19 protein-coding genes are annotated in these 18,039 nt (G+C 66.6%); 7 read left to right on the plus strand and 12 right to left on the minus strand.

Annotated elements, in window-relative coordinates; translation table 11 throughout:
* The first annotated feature begins 103 nt into the window (after window positions 1–103).
* The 3 genes from CVO77_RS09780 to CVO77_RS09790 all read left to right on the plus strand — a co-directional run bounded on the left by CVO77_RS09780 (window position 104) and on the right by CVO77_RS09790 (window position 2,488).
* Window positions 104–1,429: a NupC/NupG family nucleoside CNT transporter gene (locus tag CVO77_RS09780; RefSeq protein ID WP_242446163.1), complete on the plus strand. Its 1,326-nt coding sequence runs from the start codon at window positions 104–106 to the stop codon at window positions 1,427–1,429.
* A gap of 110 nt (window positions 1,430–1,539) precedes the next feature.
* Entirely contained in the window at window positions 1,540–2,154 is a 615-nt protein-coding gene (locus CVO77_RS09785; protein ID WP_105998880.1) for a beta/gamma crystallin-related protein, read from the plus strand.
* 13 nt (window positions 2,155–2,167) lie between these two features.
* Window positions 2,168–2,488, plus strand: a complete 321-nt coding sequence (locus tag CVO77_RS09790; protein WP_105998881.1) for an MliC family protein — start codon at window positions 2,168–2,170, stop codon at window positions 2,486–2,488.
* 58 nt (window positions 2,489–2,546) lie between these two features.
* Here the strand turns inward: CVO77_RS09790 and CVO77_RS09795 are convergent, their stop codons facing one another.
* The 8 genes from CVO77_RS09795 to gluQRS form a co-directional block, all read right to left on the minus strand.
* Complete coding sequence (locus CVO77_RS09795; RefSeq protein ID WP_197709679.1) at window positions 2,547–3,689, minus strand: epoxide hydrolase family protein; 1,143 nt, start codon at window positions 3,687–3,689, stop codon at window positions 2,547–2,549.
* Between the two features lie 14 nt (window positions 3,690–3,703).
* Window positions 3,704–4,186, minus strand: coding sequence for a hypothetical protein (locus CVO77_RS09800; protein ID WP_242446164.1), 483 nt, complete (start codon window positions 4,184–4,186; stop codon window positions 3,704–3,706).
* 85 nt (window positions 4,187–4,271) lie between these two features.
* Entirely contained in the window at window positions 4,272–5,138 is an 867-nt protein-coding gene (locus CVO77_RS09805) for a 3-hydroxyacyl-CoA dehydrogenase NAD-binding domain-containing protein (RefSeq protein WP_105998883.1), read from the minus strand.
* 69 nt (window positions 5,139–5,207) lie between these two features.
* Window positions 5,208–6,194 carry an L-histidine N(alpha)-methyltransferase gene (egtD, locus tag CVO77_RS09810; RefSeq protein ID WP_105998884.1) on the minus strand — a complete coding sequence of 329 codons (987 nt, stop codon included), beginning with the start codon at window positions 6,192–6,194 and terminating at the stop codon, window positions 5,208–5,210.
* A 1-nt stretch (window position 6,195) separates the two neighbouring features.
* Window positions 6,196–7,497: an ergothioneine biosynthesis protein EgtB gene (egtB, locus tag CVO77_RS09815; RefSeq protein ID WP_105998885.1), complete on the minus strand. Its 1,302-nt coding sequence runs from the start codon at window positions 7,495–7,497 to the stop codon at window positions 6,196–6,198.
* Between the two features lie 236 nt (window positions 7,498–7,733).
* Complete coding sequence (locus CVO77_RS09820) at window positions 7,734–8,315, minus strand: cob(I)yrinic acid a,c-diamide adenosyltransferase (protein ID WP_105998886.1); 582 nt, start codon at window positions 8,313–8,315, stop codon at window positions 7,734–7,736.
* A 4-nt stretch (window positions 8,316–8,319) separates the two neighbouring features.
* A complete protein-coding gene (locus CVO77_RS09825) occupies window positions 8,320–8,544 on the minus strand; it encodes an HIG1 domain-containing protein (RefSeq protein WP_105998887.1) in 225 nt (74 codons plus the stop codon).
* A gap of 10 nt (window positions 8,545–8,554) precedes the next feature.
* Window positions 8,555–9,418 carry a tRNA glutamyl-Q(34) synthetase GluQRS gene (gene gluQRS / locus CVO77_RS09830; RefSeq protein ID WP_105998888.1) on the minus strand — a complete coding sequence of 288 codons (864 nt, stop codon included), beginning with the start codon at window positions 9,416–9,418 and terminating at the stop codon, window positions 8,555–8,557.
* A 173-nt stretch (window positions 9,419–9,591) separates the two neighbouring features.
* Between gluQRS and CVO77_RS09835 the strand changes: the two genes are divergently transcribed.
* From CVO77_RS09835 to ppc, 4 genes are all read left to right on the plus strand, one after another.
* On the plus strand, window positions 9,592–10,158 hold the full coding sequence (locus CVO77_RS09835; protein WP_105998889.1) for an HNH endonuclease: 567 nt from the start codon (window positions 9,592–9,594) through the stop codon (window positions 10,156–10,158).
* Window positions 10,159–10,240: 82 nt separating this feature from the next.
* Window positions 10,241–10,663 (plus strand): YbaY family lipoprotein, encoded by a 423-nt coding sequence (locus CVO77_RS09840; protein WP_105998890.1) that lies wholly within the window; start codon window positions 10,241–10,243, stop codon window positions 10,661–10,663.
* 97 nt (window positions 10,664–10,760) lie between these two features.
* On the plus strand, window positions 10,761–11,207 hold the full coding sequence (locus CVO77_RS09845) for a hypothetical protein (RefSeq protein ID WP_105998891.1): 447 nt from the start codon (window positions 10,761–10,763) through the stop codon (window positions 11,205–11,207).
* 73 nt (window positions 11,208–11,280) lie between these two features.
* Complete coding sequence (gene ppc / locus CVO77_RS09850) at window positions 11,281–13,959, plus strand: phosphoenolpyruvate carboxylase (protein ID WP_105998892.1); 2,679 nt, start codon at window positions 11,281–11,283, stop codon at window positions 13,957–13,959.
* Between the two features lie 28 nt (window positions 13,960–13,987).
* On the opposite strand, the gene CVO77_RS09855 is transcribed toward ppc, so the two are convergent.
* The 4 genes from CVO77_RS09855 to CVO77_RS09870 form a co-directional block, all read right to left on the minus strand.
* A complete protein-coding gene (locus CVO77_RS09855; RefSeq protein ID WP_105998893.1) occupies window positions 13,988–14,503 on the minus strand; it encodes a hypothetical protein in 516 nt (171 codons plus the stop codon).
* A 192-nt stretch (window positions 14,504–14,695) separates the two neighbouring features.
* On the minus strand, window positions 14,696–15,499 hold the full coding sequence (locus CVO77_RS09860) for an SDR family oxidoreductase (protein WP_105998894.1): 804 nt from the start codon (window positions 15,497–15,499) through the stop codon (window positions 14,696–14,698).
* Window positions 15,500–15,632: 133 nt separating this feature from the next.
* Entirely contained in the window at window positions 15,633–16,751 is a 1,119-nt protein-coding gene (locus CVO77_RS09865) for an acyl-CoA dehydrogenase family protein (RefSeq protein ID WP_105998895.1), read from the minus strand.
* Between the two features lie 4 nt (window positions 16,752–16,755).
* Entirely contained in the window at window positions 16,756–17,937 is a 1,182-nt protein-coding gene (locus CVO77_RS09870; RefSeq protein ID WP_105998896.1) for an acyl-CoA dehydrogenase family protein, read from the minus strand.
* Window positions 17,938–18,039: the final 102 nt, after the last annotated feature.

The raw sequence follows: 18,039 nt of genomic DNA on the forward strand, positions 1-18,039 counted from the left end.
CTTTTGCGGCGGCTGGAAAGATGCCGCATCCGCACAGGCTTGCCCCGCCGCCAAAGCCCGTTAGACAGGGCGCAACAAACTTGCGGGGGACGCACTCTTTATCATGGAACGCCTGATCGGTCTGCTCGGCATCGTCGCATTGCTTGCGATCGCCGTGCTCTTTTCATCCAACCGGCGCTGGATTCGCCTTCGCGTCGTCCTGCCCGCCTTCCTGCTGCAAGCGGGCTTCGCGCTGCTCGTGCTCGGCACCCCGTGGGGCCGTAGCATCATCCAGACAATGTCAGGCGGCGTGTCGAACCTGCTCGGCTATGCGAAGGCGGGGACCGATTTCATCTTCGGCCCGCTCGCAAGCCCCGAGATGGGCGGCCACAGCTTCGCGATCGCGGCGCTGCCGGTGATCATCTTCTTCGCCTCGATGATCTCGATCCTCTATTATCTCGGCATTATGCAACTCGTGATCAAATGGGTCGGCGGCGCGATCCAGAAGATCACCGGCATCACCAAGGTCGAAAGCCTGGGCGCCGCGGCGAACATCTTCGTCGGGCAGAGCGAAAGCCCGCTCGTCATCCGTCCCTATCTCGCCAGCCTGACCCCGTCGCAGCTCTTCACCATCATGACGGTGGGCATGGCGGGGGTCGCGGGGACGATCCTCGGCGCCTATGCCAGCATGATCGGCGAACATCTGCTGCCCTATCTGCTCGCCGCGAGCTTCATGTCGGCGCCCGGCGGCATTTTGATGGCCAAGATCATGATGCCCGACGATCCCAAGGATCTGGGCATCGAACCCGTAATCATGCCCGAGGCGAGCCACGACGAGGAAAAGCCCGCGAACATCATCATGGCGGCGGCGCAGGGCGCGCAGACCGGCGTCCGGCTCGCGGTCGCGGTCGGCGCGATGGTGCTCGCCTTCGTCGCGCTCGTCGCGCTCGCTAACGGGCTGCTCGGAGGCATCGGCGGCTGGTTCGGCTATCCCGACCTGTCGTTCCAGGCGATCATCGGCACGATCTTTCGCCCGGTGATGTGGCTGATGGGGGTGCCGTGGCATGAAAGCGCCGCGGTCGGCGGGCTGTTCGGCACCAAGATCGTCCTCAACGAATTCGTCGCCTTCATCGACCTCGGCAAAATCCAGGCGACGCTGTCGCCCGCGTCGATCGCGATCGCGACCTTCGCGCTGTGCGGTTTCGCCAATTTCAGCTCGATCGCGATCCAGATGGCGGTGACCGGCGGCCTCGCGCCGAACCAGCGCCCGATGATCGCGAAACTGGGTCTCAAGGCATTGCTCGCGGGCAGCCTGTCGAACCTGATGTCGGCGGCGCTTGCCGGGCTGATGCTCGGCATCGCGCCGCCCGTCGCGCCGCCACCGCCGACGATAGCCGCCACGACAACCGCGCCGCCCGCCGTTCCTGCGGCGCCAGCGAAGGCGCCCTGACCTACCGCGAAGCCGGTGCCCAGGATGATTTGCAAGCCGGTCGAACATAGCGTAAGCTCATGGGAACATAAGAAATCCCAAGCGCGCATTTGCAATCGGGGAGGTCGCCCATGAGAACCGCTTATCGCGTATCGATCCTTGCTGCCGCGGCGCTGTCGATGGGGGCGGGATTTTTCGCCGCCTCAAGCGCCCAAACGCCCGACGAACGGCTTTATCGCCCCGCCGAGGCGACCATCTATCGCGATGCCGCCTATAAGGGGCCTGCGGTCTTCATCGGCGAAGCCAAACCCAATCTCGGCCTGGCCTGGCCGGTCAATTCGGTCCGCGTGAAGAGCGGCCGGTGGGAACTGTGCGAAAAGACCCGCTATCGCGGCAATTGCCGCACCATCGACCGCGACACACCGATGCTGAACAATATCCTGCGCGGCATCACCATCCAGTCGATCCGCCCGGTCGGAAGCGGCGGGGGCGGCTGGAACCCGAGCCCGCCCGCGAACGACCAGGTCGCGCGCGGCAATTTCGCCGAATTCCACACTCAGCCAGCGCAGGGCAGCACCCGCGTCCTCGCCTGTGCCAATGGATCGGCGACCGCGAACTGCGCCGCGCGCACCGCCGACACGTGGTGCCGCTCGATCGGATGGAACGGATCGGCGCGCGAGCATATGGAGACCGTGTCGGGCCGCGTCTATCTGGCCGACGTGCTGTGCGTGCGTTCGGGCTATTGAGGGGAGAAGAACAATGCAGGAAGCCATGAAAATAGGCGCGGCGTCCCTCCTGGCCCTGGCCCTCACGGCCTGCGCTTCGACCCCGCCCCGCACCGGCAGCAGCTATCAGTGCGACCGCGGTACGAAATTGACCGTCAACTATCTTCCCAACGCCGCGATCGTCCGCGTCAACCGCGGCCGCACGATGACCCTGCAAGCAACGCCGGCGAACCGCGGCCAGATTTATGAAAACCGGACCGGGGCGCGGCTTGCGCGCAACGGCAATATGGTGACGTGGAATACCGCACAGCGGTCGGCGCCCGAAACCTGCCGTCCGGTGATGACGCCGCTCTGATCCGAAAGGAAAAAAGGGGGCGGGCCGCCGGCCTTGAGGCTGGCGGCCCGCTATTTCGCTATAGGGTCATCTGCGACAGCGCCGCGCGCACTTCGCCGACGAACAGGTTGGGCTGCTCCCACGCCGCGAAATGGCCGCCGCGGGGCAGCGCGTTCCAGTGGACGATATTCTTGTAACGCTGCCCGGCCCAGCGACGCGACAGGCGCATGATTTCGTTCGGGAACAGGCTGCACCCGGTCGGCACATGGATTTCACCGAAGCCGAAGGTCGCAAAGCTGTGCCAGTAAAGCCGCGCCGAGGAGGCGGCGCTGTTGGTCAGCCAATAGAGGCTGACGGCATCGAGCATCGCGTCCTTGGTCAGCGCCTTTTCGGGATGTCCGCCGACCGACTGGCCGCCGGGTTCGTGCCCGCAATCGGTCCAACCGTGGCATTTCTCGACGATCCAGCACATCTGCCCGACCGGCGAATCGGCGAGCCCATAGCCCAGGGTCTGTGGGCGCGTCGCCTGCTGGGTCGAATAGCCATTGTCCTTGGCGCGATACCAGCCAAAGCGCGCGAGATAGGCCTGTTCGTCCTCGGTCAGGTCGGCCATCGTCGTCGGGTCGGGCTGACCGACGATCATGTTGATGTGGATTCCCGCGCAATGCTCGGCATGATGGCCGCCGATCGCCGAGGTCACGGCGCTGCCCCAGTCGCCGCCCTGCGCGAAATAGCGCGGATAGCCGAGCGCGAGCATCAAGGCGTCCCACGCCGCCGCGATATGCTCGACGCTCCACTTGGCTTCGGCCGGCTTACCCGAAAAACCATAGCCGGGAAGCGACGGGATCACGAGATGATAGTCGGCGGAGAGCGGTTCGATCACATCGAGAAATTCGAGCACCGACCCCGGCCAACCGTGCGTCAGGATCAGCGGTCGCGCAGCGGGATTGGGCGAACGGATGTGGAGGAAATGGATATCGAGCCCGTCGATCGCCGCGAGATACTGGGGCAGCGCGTTCAGCCGCGCCTCGACCTTGCGCCAGTCGTAATCGCGTTGCCAGTATGCGGCGAGTTCCTGCGCATAGGCGAGCGGGACACCCTGGTCCCAGTCGCCGACCGTCTCCTGCTCGGGCCAGCGCGTGTTCGCGAGCCGCGCCTGAAGATCGTCGAGCGCCGCCTGCGGCACGTCGATGGTGAAGGGACGAATGTCGGCAACCTGCATCAATCTCTCTCCATTCAGGGGCGCGCCGGGGCCTTGCAGCCGCGTTCGAGTCCGACGCCTTTCAAAAAGCCGCGCCGCACCGTCCCGGCATAGACGGCCTCGGCATAGCGGCGGCGTTCGGCATTGGCGCCGGTCACTTCGCCGATCAGGCCGCGAAAGGGGATGATCGATCCCGCGACGCTGCCCGCGACGCGGCCGGCGGTTTCCTCGCGCTTCTGCGCCCGGCTCTTGTCGACCGTCTCATTGACGTCGGGGCCGAGCACGGCGTCGAGTTCGTTGATTTCGCGGATGATCGCCGCGCATTTGCCGAGCCCGGCCAGCGAATAGGGCGCGCCGACGATCGCCAGCAGCTTGGGCGGCACCTCCTTGCCGTCGAAGGGTTCGGCCACGGTGTTCGCGGTGTCCTTCACCGTCGAATCCTTGGGCGCGCCCTCCTGGGCGTGCGCGGGGGCCGATGCGAGAAGGGCTGCCGCGGCGGCCGCGATGATCGAACGCATGATGTCCTCCCCCATGGATTTCCGGCCCACATGCTGCGCAAGGACGCGCCTGCGGTCCAGCCCTAAATTCCGGGGCCCGGCCTATTCATCGCGTCGGCACCGGTTCGGGTCCGGTCCAGTCGTAGAAGCCGCGCCCCGCCTTGCGGCCGACCCAGCCCGCCTCGACATATTGGACGAGCAAAGGCGCGGGGCGGAATTTCGGGTCGCCGGTGCCCGATTGCAGCACGCGGATGATCTCGAGACAGGTGTCGAGGCCGATGAAGTCGGCGAGCGTGATCGGTCCCATCGGATGGTTGAGGCCGAGGCGGCACCCCGCGTCGATGTCCTGCATCGTCGCGACGCCTTCGCCGAGCGCGAAGATCGCTTCGTTGATCAGCGGCATCAGCACGCGGTTGACGATGAAGCCCGGCGCGTCGTTGGCGTGGACGATCTGTTTGCCCAGCCCGCGGCCAAAAGCCTCGACCGTCGCCAGCGTCGCGTCACTGGTCGCAAGGCCGCGGATCAGCTCGATCAGGCCCATCACCGGTACCGGGTTGAAGAAATGGACGCCGATGAAGCGCGCCGGGTCGGGCGCCGCCTGCGCGAGGCGGGTGATCGGGATCGAGCTGGTGTTCGACGCCAGGATCGCGGTGGCGGAGAGATGCGCGCCGACGCTCGCGAAGATCGCGCGCTTGATCTCTTCGCGCTCGGTCGCCGCCTCGATGACGAGGTCGGCGGGTGCAAAGGCCGCGTGATCGGCGACGGGGGTGATGCGCCCGAGCAGCGCATCGGCGTCGGCCTGGGCCATTTTTTCCTTGGCGACGAGGCGCCCGAGCGCCTTGGCGATACCGGCCTTGCCCACCTCGGCGCGCGCGATGTCGATGTCGGAGAGAAGCACGTCGTGACCGGCGCCCGCCGACACCTGCGCTATCCCCGCGCCCATTTGTCCTGCCCCGATGACGCCGACGATCATGCCTGTTCCTTTCGCTGAAATCCGTGTCCGTGCCCCTACGGCTTCGGACCCGCGCGTCAAGGGGCGCACTCAGGGGGCCGAGCGGAACTCCGTCGCCTGCGCGAGGATCAGCGCGAAGGCGGGATCGACGTCGTCCCACGTCCGGACCGGCGTCCAGCCCCCAGCGCGGAGCAGCAGGTTCGCGTCGCGCGGACCATATTTATGGCTGTTCTCGCTGTGGATCGTTTCGCCCTTCGCCATCGCATAGCCGCGCCCGTCGACCGTGAAGTCCATGTCGCACGCGGCGACGAGGTGCATTTCGATTCGCGCATGGGTGTCGTCCCACACCGCGCGGTGGGTGAAATTCTCGACCGGGATCGTGCCGCCAAGCTCGCGGTTGATGCGTTCGAGCAGGTTCAGGTTGAACGCCGCCGTGACCCCCGCCGGATCGTCATAGGCGCGTGTCAGTACCGCGACATCCTTGATCCGATCGACCCCGATCAAGAGCAAAGATCCGTCGCCGAGCGTCGCGCGCCAGCCCCGCAAAAGGTCGACCGCGGTGCGCGCGACCATGTTGCCGATCGTCGAGCCGGGAAAGAAGCCGAGCTTGGGCAGCGCGCCAATCTCGCGCGGCAAATCGACCGCCTGGGTGAAATCGGCCTCGACCGGATAGATGGGCAGTCCCGGAAAGCGCGCCGCGAGCGCGTCGGCGCTGGCGCGCAGGAAATCGCCCGAGATATCGACCGGCACATAGGCCGCGGGGGCGATCGCCTGGAGCAGCAGCGGCGTCTTGGTCGAGCTGCCCGAGCCCAGTTCGACGACGGCCCGGCCGGCGCCGATCGCCGCCGCCATGTCGGCGGCGTGGCGCGTCAGAAGGTCGGTCTCGCTGCGCGTCGGATAATATTCGGGCAGCGCGGTGATATCCTCGAACAGCGCCGACCCGGTCGCGTCGTAGAACCAGCGCGCGGGGATCGCCTTTTGCCGCTGCGAAAGACCGGCGCGGACGTCGGCCCGAAAGCCGATGTCGATGCCTGTATCGTCGGCGGAAATCTGCCGAAGTTGACGCACAACGCCCATGTCAGAGATCCTTGGCGAGGCGCAGGCCGGTGAATTGCCAGCGCTGATGGGGATAAAAGAAATTGCGGTAGCTGGCGCGCATATGGCCACGCGGGGTCGCGCAGCTACCGCCGCGCAGCACGAACTGCCCGCTCATGAACTTGCCATTATATTCGCCGACCGCGCCCGACGCCGCGCGAAAGCCGGGATAGGGGCGGTAGGCGCTGCCGGTCCATTCCCACACGCCGCCGAACATCTGCTCCAGCCCCGGACCGGCCGCGGCGGCGGGCTGCACCGGCCCGGCCGCATCGAGCTGCTGGCCGCCGTGCGGATCGCAGGCGGCGGCCGCCGCCTCCCATTCCTGTTCGGTCGGCAGGCGCGCGCCGGCCCAGCTCGCGAAAGCGTCGGCCTCATAAAGGCTGATGTGCGTCACCGGCGCCGCGGGGTCGATCTCGCGCCAGCCCGACAGGGTGAAAATATGCCCCTCCCGCCAATAGGCGGGCGCCTCGACCCCCTCGGCCTGGACCCACGCCCAGCCGTCGCTGAGCCAGAGCGACGGCGTGTGATAGCCGCCGTCGTCGACGAACTGCCGCCATTCGCCATTGCTGACCGGCCGACTGGCGAGAGCATGCGGAGTCAGAAGCGCGGAAAAGCGCGGACCTTCACAGTCGAACGCGAAGCCGTCGCCGTCGTGGCCGATCGCGACGACACCCTCCGCCCCCCGAATCCACTGGAACGCCTCCGCCGGGTCGGCGTCGGGCGCCAAAGCCACGGAAAACTGCGCAACTTCACTCGCGATTGTCGTTTCACGCGGCCACACCGCGGGTCCGAGCGGATTTTGCGCGAAGAGATGCTTGATGTCGGTGAGCAGCAATTCCTGATGCTGCTGCTCGTGATGGATGCCGAGTTCGACGAGAGCGAGCGCGGCGGGCGGCAGGGCAGGCAGCGCGCTCTGCACCGCGACATCGACATGCGCGCGCCAGACCCGGATTTCGTCGAGCGACGGCCGCGTCAGCAGGCCGCGGCGCGGGCGCGCGTGGCGCGGCCCCTCGGCCTCGTAATAGCTGTTGAAGAGGAAGGCGAAGCGATCATCGAACGCGCGGTAGCCGGGTAGATGATCGCGCAGCACGAAACTCTCGAAAAACCAGCTCGTGTGCGCCAGATGCCATTTGGCGGGCGAAGCGTCGGGCATCGACTGCGCGCTCGCGTCGGCGTCGGACAGCGTTGCCACGAGATCGAGCGACAGGCGCCGGGTCGCGGCGAACCGGCGGGCCAGTTCATCGAGCGGGTCGATGCGGGTCGATGTGTCGGTGCGGCTGGCCATGATGAGACAATCCCCCCGACGGTGATTCGGTTTCCCCGAGGTGACGAATATGGTTACAGCGCCGAGGAATGTCTAGAACATTAAGGGAACAAGAAGATGGGACGCGGCGCTCGAACGTGCTGCGCCTCCCCGTCACCCCGGATTTGATCCGGGGCCCCGCTCGGCGACGGTGACAAGCGGGCCCCCGGATCAAGTCCGGGGTGGCGAAGAAAGTAAGGGCGGCCCTTACAATTCGGTCAGCGCGTCGCGCCGGGTTTCCAAAGGATGTCGCCGCCCGCCGCGGCGTTGATGTGCCGGGTCAGGACGAAGAGATGATCCGACAGGCGGTTGAGATAGCTGAGCGCGAGCGGGTTGAGGTCGCGCTCGGCACCGGCCGCGACGGCCGCGCGTTCGGCTCGGCGGGTTACCGCGCGCGCCAGATGGAGCCGCGCCGCCGCTTCGGTCCCGCCGGGCAGGATGAAGCTCCGCAAGGATTCGAGCGCGGCGTTCATGGCGTCGATCTCATTTTCCAGCCGCGCGATCTGGCTGGGGACGATGCGCAGCGCCATGTCGTGCGGGCCGAAGCCGAACTCGATGTCGGGCGGCGTCGCCAGGTCGGCGCCGAGGTCGAACAATTCATTCTGGATGCGCGACAGCATCGCCGCCTCGTCGCTCGCCGGATCGAGCGCGGCGGCGGCGAGGCCGATCGCGCTGTTCGTTTCATCGACGTCGCCGACCGCCGCCATCAGCGGCGCCGACTTGGCGATGCGCGAACCGTCGACGAGCCCGGTGGTGCCGCCGTCGCCGGTGCGGGTGTAAATCTTATTAAGCTTTACCAAAGACTTAGCTGCTGCCGGCTGTCACGCCGATGATGATGAGCAGGATGATGGTGATCGCCTGCCACTTGACGCGGGCCATCATCATCTTGTTCTGCATCACCTGATTCTCATGGACGGTGCCGTCCATCGCCGCGCGGTGTCCCTGCGCGAAATAGATGAGCCCGCGGGCGAGCGAGAAGAGGACGAGGCCAGCCGCCACGACGACGGCAAGAACGAGCAAGATCTGCATGAAACCCTATTTAGGGAGTTTGCAGCGAATATCCAGCCGGAAGCCGCCCTTCGCGCAAATCTTTGGCGAGCGCCGGTCCGTCGACCCCCACCCGGCGCAGCGCGGCGAGCGAAGCGGCAGCATCGCGCTTCGCGAGGCGACGGCCATCGGGACCGCAGATGAGGCCATGGTGGCGATAGACGGGCGTCGCCAGCCCGAGCAGCGCCTGGAGCAAACGGTGGACGTCGGTCGAGGCGATCAGGTCGGCGCCGCGAATCACCTGCGTCACCCCCATTTCGGCGTCGTCGATCGTACTGGCGAGATGATAGCTGGCGGGCGCGTCCTTGCGCGCGAGGACGATATCGCCATGCGCGGCGGGATCGGCGGCGCGCATCCCCTGCCCCGCCTCTTCCCAGCCGAGGTCGCCGGCAAGCGCCGCGGCGCGCGCCATGTCGAGCCGCCAGCAATGCGCCTCGGCCGCCAGCCGCCGCGCGCGTTCAGCGGCGCTCAGATGGCGGCAGATGCCCGGATAGACGGCGGCGCCCGAAGCATTGGGCGGCCCGTGCGGCGCGGCGAGGCTCGCCGCGATATCGGCGCGGGTGCAGAAGCAGGGATAGACCAGACCGCGCGCGCGCAGATCGCCGAGCGCCGCGGCATAGGCCTCGAGATGGTGCGACTGGCGCACCGGATCGCCGTCCCAGTCGAGCCCGAGCCAGGCAAGATCGGCGAGCGCCGCCGCGACATGGCTCTCGCGCGACCGGCTGCCGTCGATATCGTCGATGCGGAGATGGAAGCGCCCGCCCGCAGCGCGCGCCGCCGCGTGCGCGAGCGCCGCGCTATAGGCATGGCCGAGGTGAAGCTCGCCCGTCGGGCTGGGCGCAAAGCGGGTCAGCACGGGCGGCGTCGCGGGACCATAAGCTGTGCCGCGCCCGCAAGGTTCCTTCCATATCTTGCGGCAGATGCCCCCTTGACGCCAGAATCATATGCGTGATGTAATGGCGCTGTCACTTGGGAACGGCAGTGACGCGCCATCCCGCGCAGCAGCATAGGGGGTAGCGTCGCAGAGCCATGTTCCATCCCGATCTCGCCCGCCATCCCGACAATTGCCCCGCGCTGGTGCTGAACGCCGACTATACGCCGCTCAGCTATTACCCCTTGAGCCTGTGGCCGTGGCAGACCGCGGTCAAGGCGGTTTTCCTCGACCGCGTCACCATCGTCGAGAATTACGAGCGCGAGATTCATTCGCCGACGCGGACGATGCCAATCCCCAGCGTGATCGCGCTGCGCCAATATGTGAAACCGTCGCAGCACCCGGCCTTCACCCGCTTCAACCTGTTCCTGCGCGATCGTTTCGCGTGCCAATATTGCGGGTCGGGAAAGGATCTGACCTTCGACCATGTCGTGCCGCGCCGGCTCGGCGGGCGGACGACGTGGGAGAATGTCGCCACCGCCTGTGCGCCGTGCAACCTGAAAAAGGGCGGCCGCACCCCGCGGCAGGCGCATATGCCGCTCCATCGCCAGCCGTGGCGCCCGACGAGCTGGCAGCTCCAGGACAATGGCCGCGCCTTTCCGCCGGGCTATCTGCACGAAAGCTGGATCGACTGGCTCTATTGGGATGTCGAGCTGGAAGGCTGACGGGAACCCGAACAGGGCGGACAGCGTAAGTTCACCTGAACGCTTCTAACGGGCCGCCAGCCCTTCAGAACAGGAGACTATCATGGTCCGTACCGCCCGCGCCCTTGCGCTCAGCCTCGCAACCCTGCCGCTCGCAGCCTGCGCGACGCTGATGCCCTCAGAACAGCCGGTGAGCGTCACCGGCAGCGTCACCTATCGCGAGCGCATAGCCTTGCCGCCCACCGCACAGGTCGAGATCCAGCTCGCCGACGTCAGCCTGATGGACGCGCCGTCGCGCACGATCGCGCGGCAATCCTTCACCGCCGACGGCCGCCAGGTGCCCTTCGCCTTTTCGCTGACGGTCGATCATCGCAAGCTCGACCCGCGGGGCCGCTATTCGGTCTCGGCGCGGATCACCGACGGGTCGGGGAAGCTGATGTTCATCACCGACACGCACAATGGCGTGACTTTCGACGGACAGCCGCACATCGACATGGGAACGCTGGTGATGGTGCGGACGCGCTGATCGTCATAGAGCTGGACCGCCATTTCAGAGCTTGATACCCAACTCCACCGGTGATCGCGACGCGGGGGTGTCTGAGGCCGGCCGGAGGGGGCATATCATGGCTTATGAAGGCGGCATCGGCGGCACGTTCAAGACTCTCTGGTCGCCCGATCTGACGACGCGCGCCGGTGCGTTGAACGCAGCGCAGACGGCATCGACGGCGTTGTTCATCGTCGCGGCATTAAGTGCATTGCGGCTTTGGCTTTCGGTCGGCACGGACAATCTGATCCGCCTTGTCGGCGAAGGCGAACTCGGCACCTTGATCACCGTGGGGCTGGTTGTCGTGATGCTGGCGGCGGGGATGCTGCTTCGTCGAGGCCGCGGCCTGATCGTCGGAACGCTGGCGATGTTGCTCTATCTCGTCTTTGCGCTGCTCAATGGGAGTCCCACTTCGTGGATTGTCGGCGCGGTGCTGCTCGGCGCGATGGTGGGAGGTCTCCGCGGCGCCCTCGCTCTGCAACGCGGCGTGGGTTTTTCCGACGACACCCATGACGTTTTTGCCTGAGACGTGACATCGGGGCGCGCATAGCTATGCGCCGCTTGACGTAGCGTCCGCTGCCGTGCAGCACCCTGCGTCCATGGGCCCGCCGATCCAGATCAGCCAGAACCCCGACATCCGCTATCTCGGGCGGATCCTCGGCGACGTCATTCGCGCCCATGGCGGCGAGAAATTATTCCGGCAGACCGAATATATCCGCTCGGCGAGCGTCGACCGGCATCGCGGCATCGCGGGGGCCGAGGCGATCGATCCGGGGCTCGACGCGCTGAGCCTCGACGACACGATCGCCTTCGTTCGCGGCTTCATGCTCTTCTCGATGCTCGCCAACCTGGCCGAGGACCGGCAGGGCGTCGCCGCCGAGCCCGAGGCGACGGTCGCGGCGGCGCTCGAAAAGCTGAAGGGCGACGGGATCGGCAGCGATGCGGTGGCCGCGCTGCTGAACGCCGCGCTCGTCGCGCCGGTGCTGACCGCGCACCCGACCGAAGTGCGGCGCAAGTCGGTGCTCGACCACAAGAACCGCGTCGCCGACCTGATGGCGCTGCGCGACGCCGGGCACGATGAGACGCCCGAGGGCGACATCATCGAGGATGCGATCCGCCGCCAGGTCGTGCTGCTGTGGCAAACGCGGCCGCTGCGCACCGAAAAATTGTTCGTCGCCGACGAAATCGACAATGCGCTGACCTATTTGCAGGGTGTCTTCCTGCCGGTGATCCCCAAGCTTTATGCACGGTGGGAAAAGGAACTGGGCCAGCGCCCCGCAAGCTTCCTGCGCGTCGGAAGCTGGATCGGCGGCGACCGCGACGGCAACCCCTTCGTCACAGCCGAGACGCTGCACATGGCAACGACGCGCAACGCGGCGGCGGTGCTCAGCCATTATGCCGACGCGGTGCATGCGCTCGGCGCCGAACTGTCGGTGTCGGCGAGCCTGGCGCCGGTCGCCGATGCAGTCACGGCGCTGGCCGAGGCGAGCGGCGATACCGCGCCGAGCCGGAGCGACGAGCCCTATCGCCGCGCGCTGTCGGGCATTTATGCGCGGATTTGCGCGACCTATGCCGACATCGTCGGCAGGCCGCCGCCGCGCCCGTCGGCGCTGGCGGGTGACGCCTATCGAGCCCCTGCCGATTTCCGCCACGACCTCGTCACCATCGCCGATGGCCTGTCGGCGAGCGGCGAAGGCCAACTCGCGGGGATCGGCGCGCTCGGGCGGCTGATCCGCGCGGTCGAGGTGTTCGGTTTCCACCTCGCCACGCTCGACATGCGGCAGAACAGCGCGGTGCACGAGCGCGTGCTCGCCGAACTGCTGCGGGTATCGGGGGTCGAGGCCGACTATCTGGCGCTCGACGAGGAGGCGCGCGTCGCGCTGCTGTGCCGCGAACTCGCCGTCAACCGCCCGCTCGCCGCGCCGTGGCACCAGTGGAGCGACGAGACCGCGGGCGAACTCGCGATCGTCCAGGCCGCCGCCGACGTACAGGCGCGGCTGGGCGGGCAGGCGATCTGCCAGTGGATCATCAGCATGGCGCAGGATCTGTCCGACCTGCTCGAAGTCCATGTCCTCGCGCGCGAGGCGGGGTTGTGGCGGAGCGGCGAGGCGGCGGGCGAATCGAACCTGATGGTCGTGCCCCTGTTCGAGACGATCGCCGATCTCGATCGCGCCCCCGCGATCATGGCGCGCTATTTCGCGATGCCCGAAATCGGCCCGCAGGTGACCGCCCGCGGGCATCAGGAAGTGATGATCGGCTATTCGGATTCGAACAAGGACGGCGGCTATCTGACCTCGACCTGGGGGCTGCACCAGGCGTCGGATGCGCTGACCCCGGTGTTCGCGGCGGCGGGCAGCGCGATGCAATTGTTCCACGGCCGAGGCGGCGCGGTCGGGCGCGGCGGCGGCAGCGCCTTTGCCGCGATCCGCGCGCAGCCCGCAGGCACGGTGCAGGGCCGCATCCGCATCACCGAACAGGGCGAGGTGATCGCGGCGAAATATGGCACCGCCGACGGCGCCGCGACCAATCTGGAGGCGATGGTGTCGGCAAGCCTGCTCGCGAGCATCGAGCCGGCGGGGCTGAACGCGGCAAATTGCGGCCGCTTCACCGCGGCGATGGACGCGCTGTCCGGCACCGCTTTCACGGCGTATCGCGGGCTCGTCTATGACACGCCGACGTTCAAGGATTTCTTCCGCGCGATGACCCCGATCGCCGAGATCGCGACGCTGAAGATCGGGTCGCGTCCGTCGAGCCGGACGAAAAGCAGCGCGATCGAGGATCTGCGCGCCATCCCGTGGGTGTTCAGCTGGGCGCAGGCGCGCGCGATGCTGCCCGGCTGGTACGGGACGGGCGAGGCGTTCGCGGCGTTCGGCGACCAGGCGCTGCTTGCCGACATGGCGCAAAGCTGGCCCTTCTTCGCCGCGCTACTCGACAATATGGAGATGGTGCTGGCGAAATCCGACATGGGGATCGCGGCGCGCTATGCCGAACTGGCGGATCATATCGACGGGCATGACGCAATTTTCATGCGCGTCCGCGACGGCTGGAACCGCGCGCACGACGGGCTGCTCACCATCACCGGCCAGACGCGGCTGCTCGAGAAGAATCCGGCGCTCGAAGCGTCGATCCGGCTGCGCCTGCCCTATATCGAACCGCTCAACCTGCTCCAGATCGAGCTGATGAAGCGCCACCGCGCCGGCGAAACCGACCCGCGCATCGCCGAGGGCATCCAGCTCACGATCAACGCGATCGCGACCGCGCTCCGGAACAGCGGGTAACCCTCGCCTTCGCGGGAGCGACGGTTGCTTACCCCTTGGTGATCTTCACCTTGCCCTTGGCGGTGGCGCCGTCGGGGCCGAGGTCGATCGTGAAATCGTCGCCGTCCTTGCTCTTGCCCGCCAGCGTGTTGCCGGTGCGCGTGACCGTGACGCCCTTTTTGGCGAATTCGCTCGCCATCCAGTCGGCCGCCCTGGTCGGCGCGACGGGCGAAGTGAAGCCGAGTTCGACCCGCGCTTTGTCACCGTCGTCCTTGACGTTCGCGTCGACATTGACCGCCGTGACCTTGCTGCCCGGATAGAGCTTGACCCCGTCGATGTCGAAATCGCTCTCGACATCGAGATCGACGAAATCGGGGATCTTGACGTCGATACCGCCGCCTTCGCCGCCAATCTGGACCCGGCCGCCACCGTCCCCGGCCGAGATATGCACGCCGCCCTTTGCGTCGCCCGCGTTGATCGAGATTTCGGGCTGGTCCTTCTTGTCCGCGCCCTGCCCGCAGGCGGCGAGGAGAAGGAGCGGAGGAATCAGGGCAGCGAAACGCATGGAGCCTCTCCTTGGTGCATTATGTGAATAATACACCAAGGATCGCAAACGAGTCAAGAATCCCAATCCTCTCGTCATGCCGAACTTGTTTCAGCATCCATGGTCGGACGTTGCGGCAAGCGCAGCATCAGCCGAGAGCGCAGGCCATGGACTCTGAAACAAGTTCGGCATGACGATGAAGGAGGGAGGCTGTTACGCGTCGATGCTGGTCCTGACATCGCCATGGACGAGGCCGCCGTCGACGGTGATCGTGTCGCCGACGACATAATCCCCCGCCTTCGACGCGAGGAAGATCGCGGCGCCGGCCATATCCTCGGGCGCGCCGATCCGCTTCGTCGGGATGCTCTGCGCGACCGCGTCGCCATGATCGCGCGCCGCCTTGTTCATGTCCGACTGGAAAGCCCCCGGCGCGATGGCGGTGACGAGGATATGATCGGCCACCAGCCGCGCCGCGAGGCGCTTGGTCAGATAGAGAATCGCGGCCTTCGACGCATGATAACTGTAGGTCTCCCACGGATTCAAACGCATACCGTCGATCGAGCCGATGTTGATGACCTTCGCGGGACGCTCGTGCGATCCGCCGGCCTTGAGCAGCCCGTGCAGCGCCTGAGTCAGGAAGAAGGGCGACTTGACGTTGATGTCCATCACCTTGTCCCAGCCCGCCTCGGGGAAACCCTCGAACGGTTCGCCCCACGCGGCGCCGGCATTGTTGACGAGGATGTCGAGCCGTTCCTCGCGCGCCTCGAGTTCCTTGGCGAGCGCGCGGCAGCCCTCGACCGTCGCGAGATCGACCGGCAGGCCGATGACCTTGCCCGGATAGCGGGTTTCGAAATCGGCGACGGCGTCCTCGATCTGCGCACTCTTGCGCGCCGAGATATAGACGCGCGCGGCACCCGCGGCGAGATAGCCCTCGACGATCATCTTGCCGATTCCGCGCGAGCCGCCGGTGACGAGCGCAATGCGGCCGTCGAGGCCGAACATATCCTGGAGGTTCATTGTCTCATCCTTTTGCTCCCTCCCCTTCAGGGGAGGGTTGGGGTGGGGCCTCTGGGCGCTATGCCCTCCCCGCTGTGACTAGCGAGCAAGCTCGCAAGTCTCGCTGCCCCTCCCGCTTGCGGGAGGGGTGAGATCAGTAGCCGTTCATACGCGCGACCTGGTCGATATGATAATGCACATCGCCCATATATTCGGCGAGCGCACGGTCGCGTTTCATATAGAGGCCGATGTCATATTCGTCGGTCATGCCGATACCGCCGTGCATCTGCACGCCCTCGCGCACCGCGAGGTTGGCGGCGCGCCCCGCTTTCGCCTTGGCGACCGAGACCATCAGCTTCGCGCCCTCGCTGCCCTCGTCGAGCAATTGCTGCGCCTTCATCACCGTGGCGCGCGCGACCTCCATTTCGCCATAGAGATGCGCGGCGCGGTGCTGGAGCCCCTGGAATTCGCCGATCAGACGCCCAAACTGCTTGCGTTCCTTGAGGTAGGCGACGGTCCTGTCCATCGCGCCCTGCCCGACGCCGACCATTTCGGCCGCGGCGCCGGTGCGCGTCGCGGCGAGCAGCGCGTCGAGGATGTCGCCGCCCGCGTCGATCTCACCGATCACCGCGTCGGCATCGACTTCGACCCCGTCGAGGGTGACATGGCTGGCGAGTGAGGAGTCGACGAGGCGGCGCGGGTCGGCGGTCAGGCCCTTCGCGTCCCTGGGCACCGCGAACAAAGTGAGGCCGCCGTCGGTTTTCGCCGCGACGATGCTCATGTCGGCGACATGGCCGTGGAGGACAAAGCTCTTCTTGCCGTCGAGGCGGAAGCCGTTGCCGGCGCGCGTCGCGGTGGTCGCGATGCGGTCGGGGCGGTGCTTGGCGCCTTCGTCGATCGCGAGCGCGACGATCGCTTCGCCGCCCGCGATCGCGGGGAGCCAGCGGCCGGCCTGCGTCCCGCCCGCCTTCGCCAGCGCGGCGACCGCGCCAACGCCGGTCGACAGGAACGGCGACGGGGTCAGGTTGCGGCCGATTTCCTCGAGCACGATGCCCGCTTCCATATGCCCCATGCCGAGCCCGCCATGCGCCTCGGGCACCAGCATGCCGGGCAGGCCCATTTCGGTGAACTGCGCCCACAGGTCGCGCGAGAAGCCGGTGGCGTCGGCAGAGTCGCGCAGGCTGCGAAGGTGCGAAACCGGCGCCTGTTCGGCCACGAAAGGCGCGACGCTGTCCTTGAGCATCGCCTGGTCGTCATTGTGATACAAAGGCATGGGGTCAGGCTCCGGGCAGGTCGAGGATACGCTTGGCGATGACGTTGAGCATCACTTCGCTCGTCCCGCCTTCGATCGAATTGGCCTTGGTGCGCAGCCAGCCGCGCGCGCGGGCGCCGCCATTGGTTTCTTCGCTGTCCCATTCGAGCGCCTCGCTGCCGCCGCCCGACATCACCAGTTCGTGGCGGCGCTTGTTGAGCTCGGTGCCAACATATTTCATCATATTCGACGACGCCGGATGCGCTCGCCCGGTCTTCCACATGTCCATGAAACGCTCGCCCATCGCGCGATAGGCGAAGACATCGACGTCGAACGCCGCCATTTCGGCGCGCAATATCGGGTCGTCGAGTTCGCCTGCGGCGTTCTTGCCGAACGCCTTGGCGAAAGCGCCGCCGATGCTGACCATGTCGCCGCCCGCACCGCCGCCCGAGATCATCTCGCGTTCGTGGCCGAGCAGATATTTGGCGACGTCCCAGCCGCGATTGATTTCGCCGATGAACTGCGTCTTGGGCACTTCGACATCGTCGAAGAAGGTTTCGCAGAACGGGCTGTTGCCGCTGATCAGCAGGATCGGCTTGGTCGTGACCCCCTTGCTCGCCATGTCGAAGAGCATGAAGGTGATGCCCTGGTACTTGTTCGCCTTGTCGGTGCGGACAAGGCAGAAGATCCAGTCGGCCTTGTCGGCGTAGCTCGTCCAGATCTTGCTGCCGTTGACGACCCAATGATCGCCCTTGTCCTCACCAAAGGTCTGCAAGGACACGAGGTCGCTGCCCGAGCCGGGCTCCGAATAGCCCTGACACCAGCGGATTTCGCCGCGCGCGATCGGGTTCAGATACTGGACCTTCTGTTCCTCGGTCCCGAATTGCAGCAGCGCGGGGCCGAGCATCCAGATGCCGAAGCTGTCGAGCGGCGAGCGCGCGTGGATGCGCTTCATTTCCTGTTTGAAAATCTTGGTCTGCTCAGGCGTCAGCCCGGCGCCGCCATAGGCCTTGGGCCAGTCGGGGACGGTGTAGCCCTTGCCGGCACAGGCTTCGAGCCATTGCTTCTGCGCGTCGTTCTTGAACACCCAGTTGCGGCCGCCCCAGCAGACATCGCCTTCGTCCCGCACGGGCTCACGCATTTCGGCAGGGCAATTCGCCTCCAGCCATTCGCGCACCTCGGCGCGGAAAGCGTCCTCTTCGCTCATCCTATCGGTTCCTCTTCTGCGGCCAAATCTACGTCCGGTTCGCTACTTTACGCAAGCGTCAACTTGAGCGCACCAAGCTGCCGTTACGGCGCCGTAGCGTCG

Origin of the sequence: Sphingopyxis lindanitolerans, from assembly GCF_002993885.1 — a bacterium.
GTDB lineage: Bacteria > Pseudomonadota > Alphaproteobacteria > Sphingomonadales > Sphingomonadaceae > Sphingopyxis > Sphingopyxis lindanitolerans.

Excerpts from the sequence above, each read along its gene's own strand:
- CVO77_RS09780 (WP_242446163.1), top strand. The coding sequence starts at position 104 with ATGGAACGCCTGATCGGTCTGCTCGGCATCGTCGCATTGCTTGCGATC.
- CVO77_RS09785 (WP_105998880.1), top strand. The coding sequence starts at position 1,540 with ATGAGAACCGCTTATCGCGTATCGATCCTTGCTGCCGCGGCGCTGTCG.
- CVO77_RS09790 (WP_105998881.1), top strand. The coding sequence starts at position 2,168 with ATGCAGGAAGCCATGAAAATAGGCGCGGCGTCCCTCCTGGCCCTGGCC.
- CVO77_RS09795 (WP_197709679.1), bottom strand. The coding sequence starts at position 3,689 with ATGCAGGTTGCCGACATTCGTCCCTTCACCATCGACGTGCCGCAGGCG.
- CVO77_RS09800 (WP_242446164.1), bottom strand. The coding sequence starts at position 4,186 with ATGCGTTCGATCATCGCGGCCGCCGCGGCAGCCCTTCTCGCATCGGCC.
- CVO77_RS09805 (WP_105998883.1), bottom strand. The coding sequence starts at position 5,138 with ATGATCGTCGGCGTCATCGGGGCAGGACAAATGGGCGCGGGGATAGCG.
- egtD (WP_105998884.1), bottom strand. The coding sequence starts at position 6,194 with ATGGGCGTTGTGCGTCAACTTCGGCAGATTTCCGCCGACGATACAGGC.
- egtB (WP_105998885.1), bottom strand. The coding sequence starts at position 7,497 with ATGGCCAGCCGCACCGACACATCGACCCGCATCGACCCGCTCGATGAA.
- CVO77_RS09825 (WP_105998887.1), bottom strand. The coding sequence starts at position 8,544 with ATGCAGATCTTGCTCGTTCTTGCCGTCGTCGTGGCGGCTGGCCTCGTC.
- CVO77_RS09835 (WP_105998889.1), top strand. The coding sequence starts at position 9,592 with ATGTTCCATCCCGATCTCGCCCGCCATCCCGACAATTGCCCCGCGCTG.
- CVO77_RS09840 (WP_105998890.1), top strand. The coding sequence starts at position 10,241 with ATGGTCCGTACCGCCCGCGCCCTTGCGCTCAGCCTCGCAACCCTGCCG.
- CVO77_RS09845 (WP_105998891.1), top strand. The coding sequence starts at position 10,761 with ATGGCTTATGAAGGCGGCATCGGCGGCACGTTCAAGACTCTCTGGTCG.
- ppc (WP_105998892.1), top strand. The coding sequence starts at position 11,281 with ATGGGCCCGCCGATCCAGATCAGCCAGAACCCCGACATCCGCTATCTC.
- CVO77_RS09855 (WP_105998893.1), bottom strand. The coding sequence starts at position 14,503 with ATGCGTTTCGCTGCCCTGATTCCTCCGCTCCTTCTCCTCGCCGCCTGC.
- CVO77_RS09860 (WP_105998894.1), bottom strand. The coding sequence starts at position 15,499 with ATGAACCTCCAGGATATGTTCGGCCTCGACGGCCGCATTGCGCTCGTC.
- CVO77_RS09865 (WP_105998895.1), bottom strand. The coding sequence starts at position 16,751 with ATGCCTTTGTATCACAATGACGACCAGGCGATGCTCAAGGACAGCGTC.
- CVO77_RS09870 (WP_105998896.1), bottom strand. The coding sequence starts at position 17,937 with ATGAGCGAAGAGGACGCTTTCCGCGCCGAGGTGCGCGAATGGCTGGAG.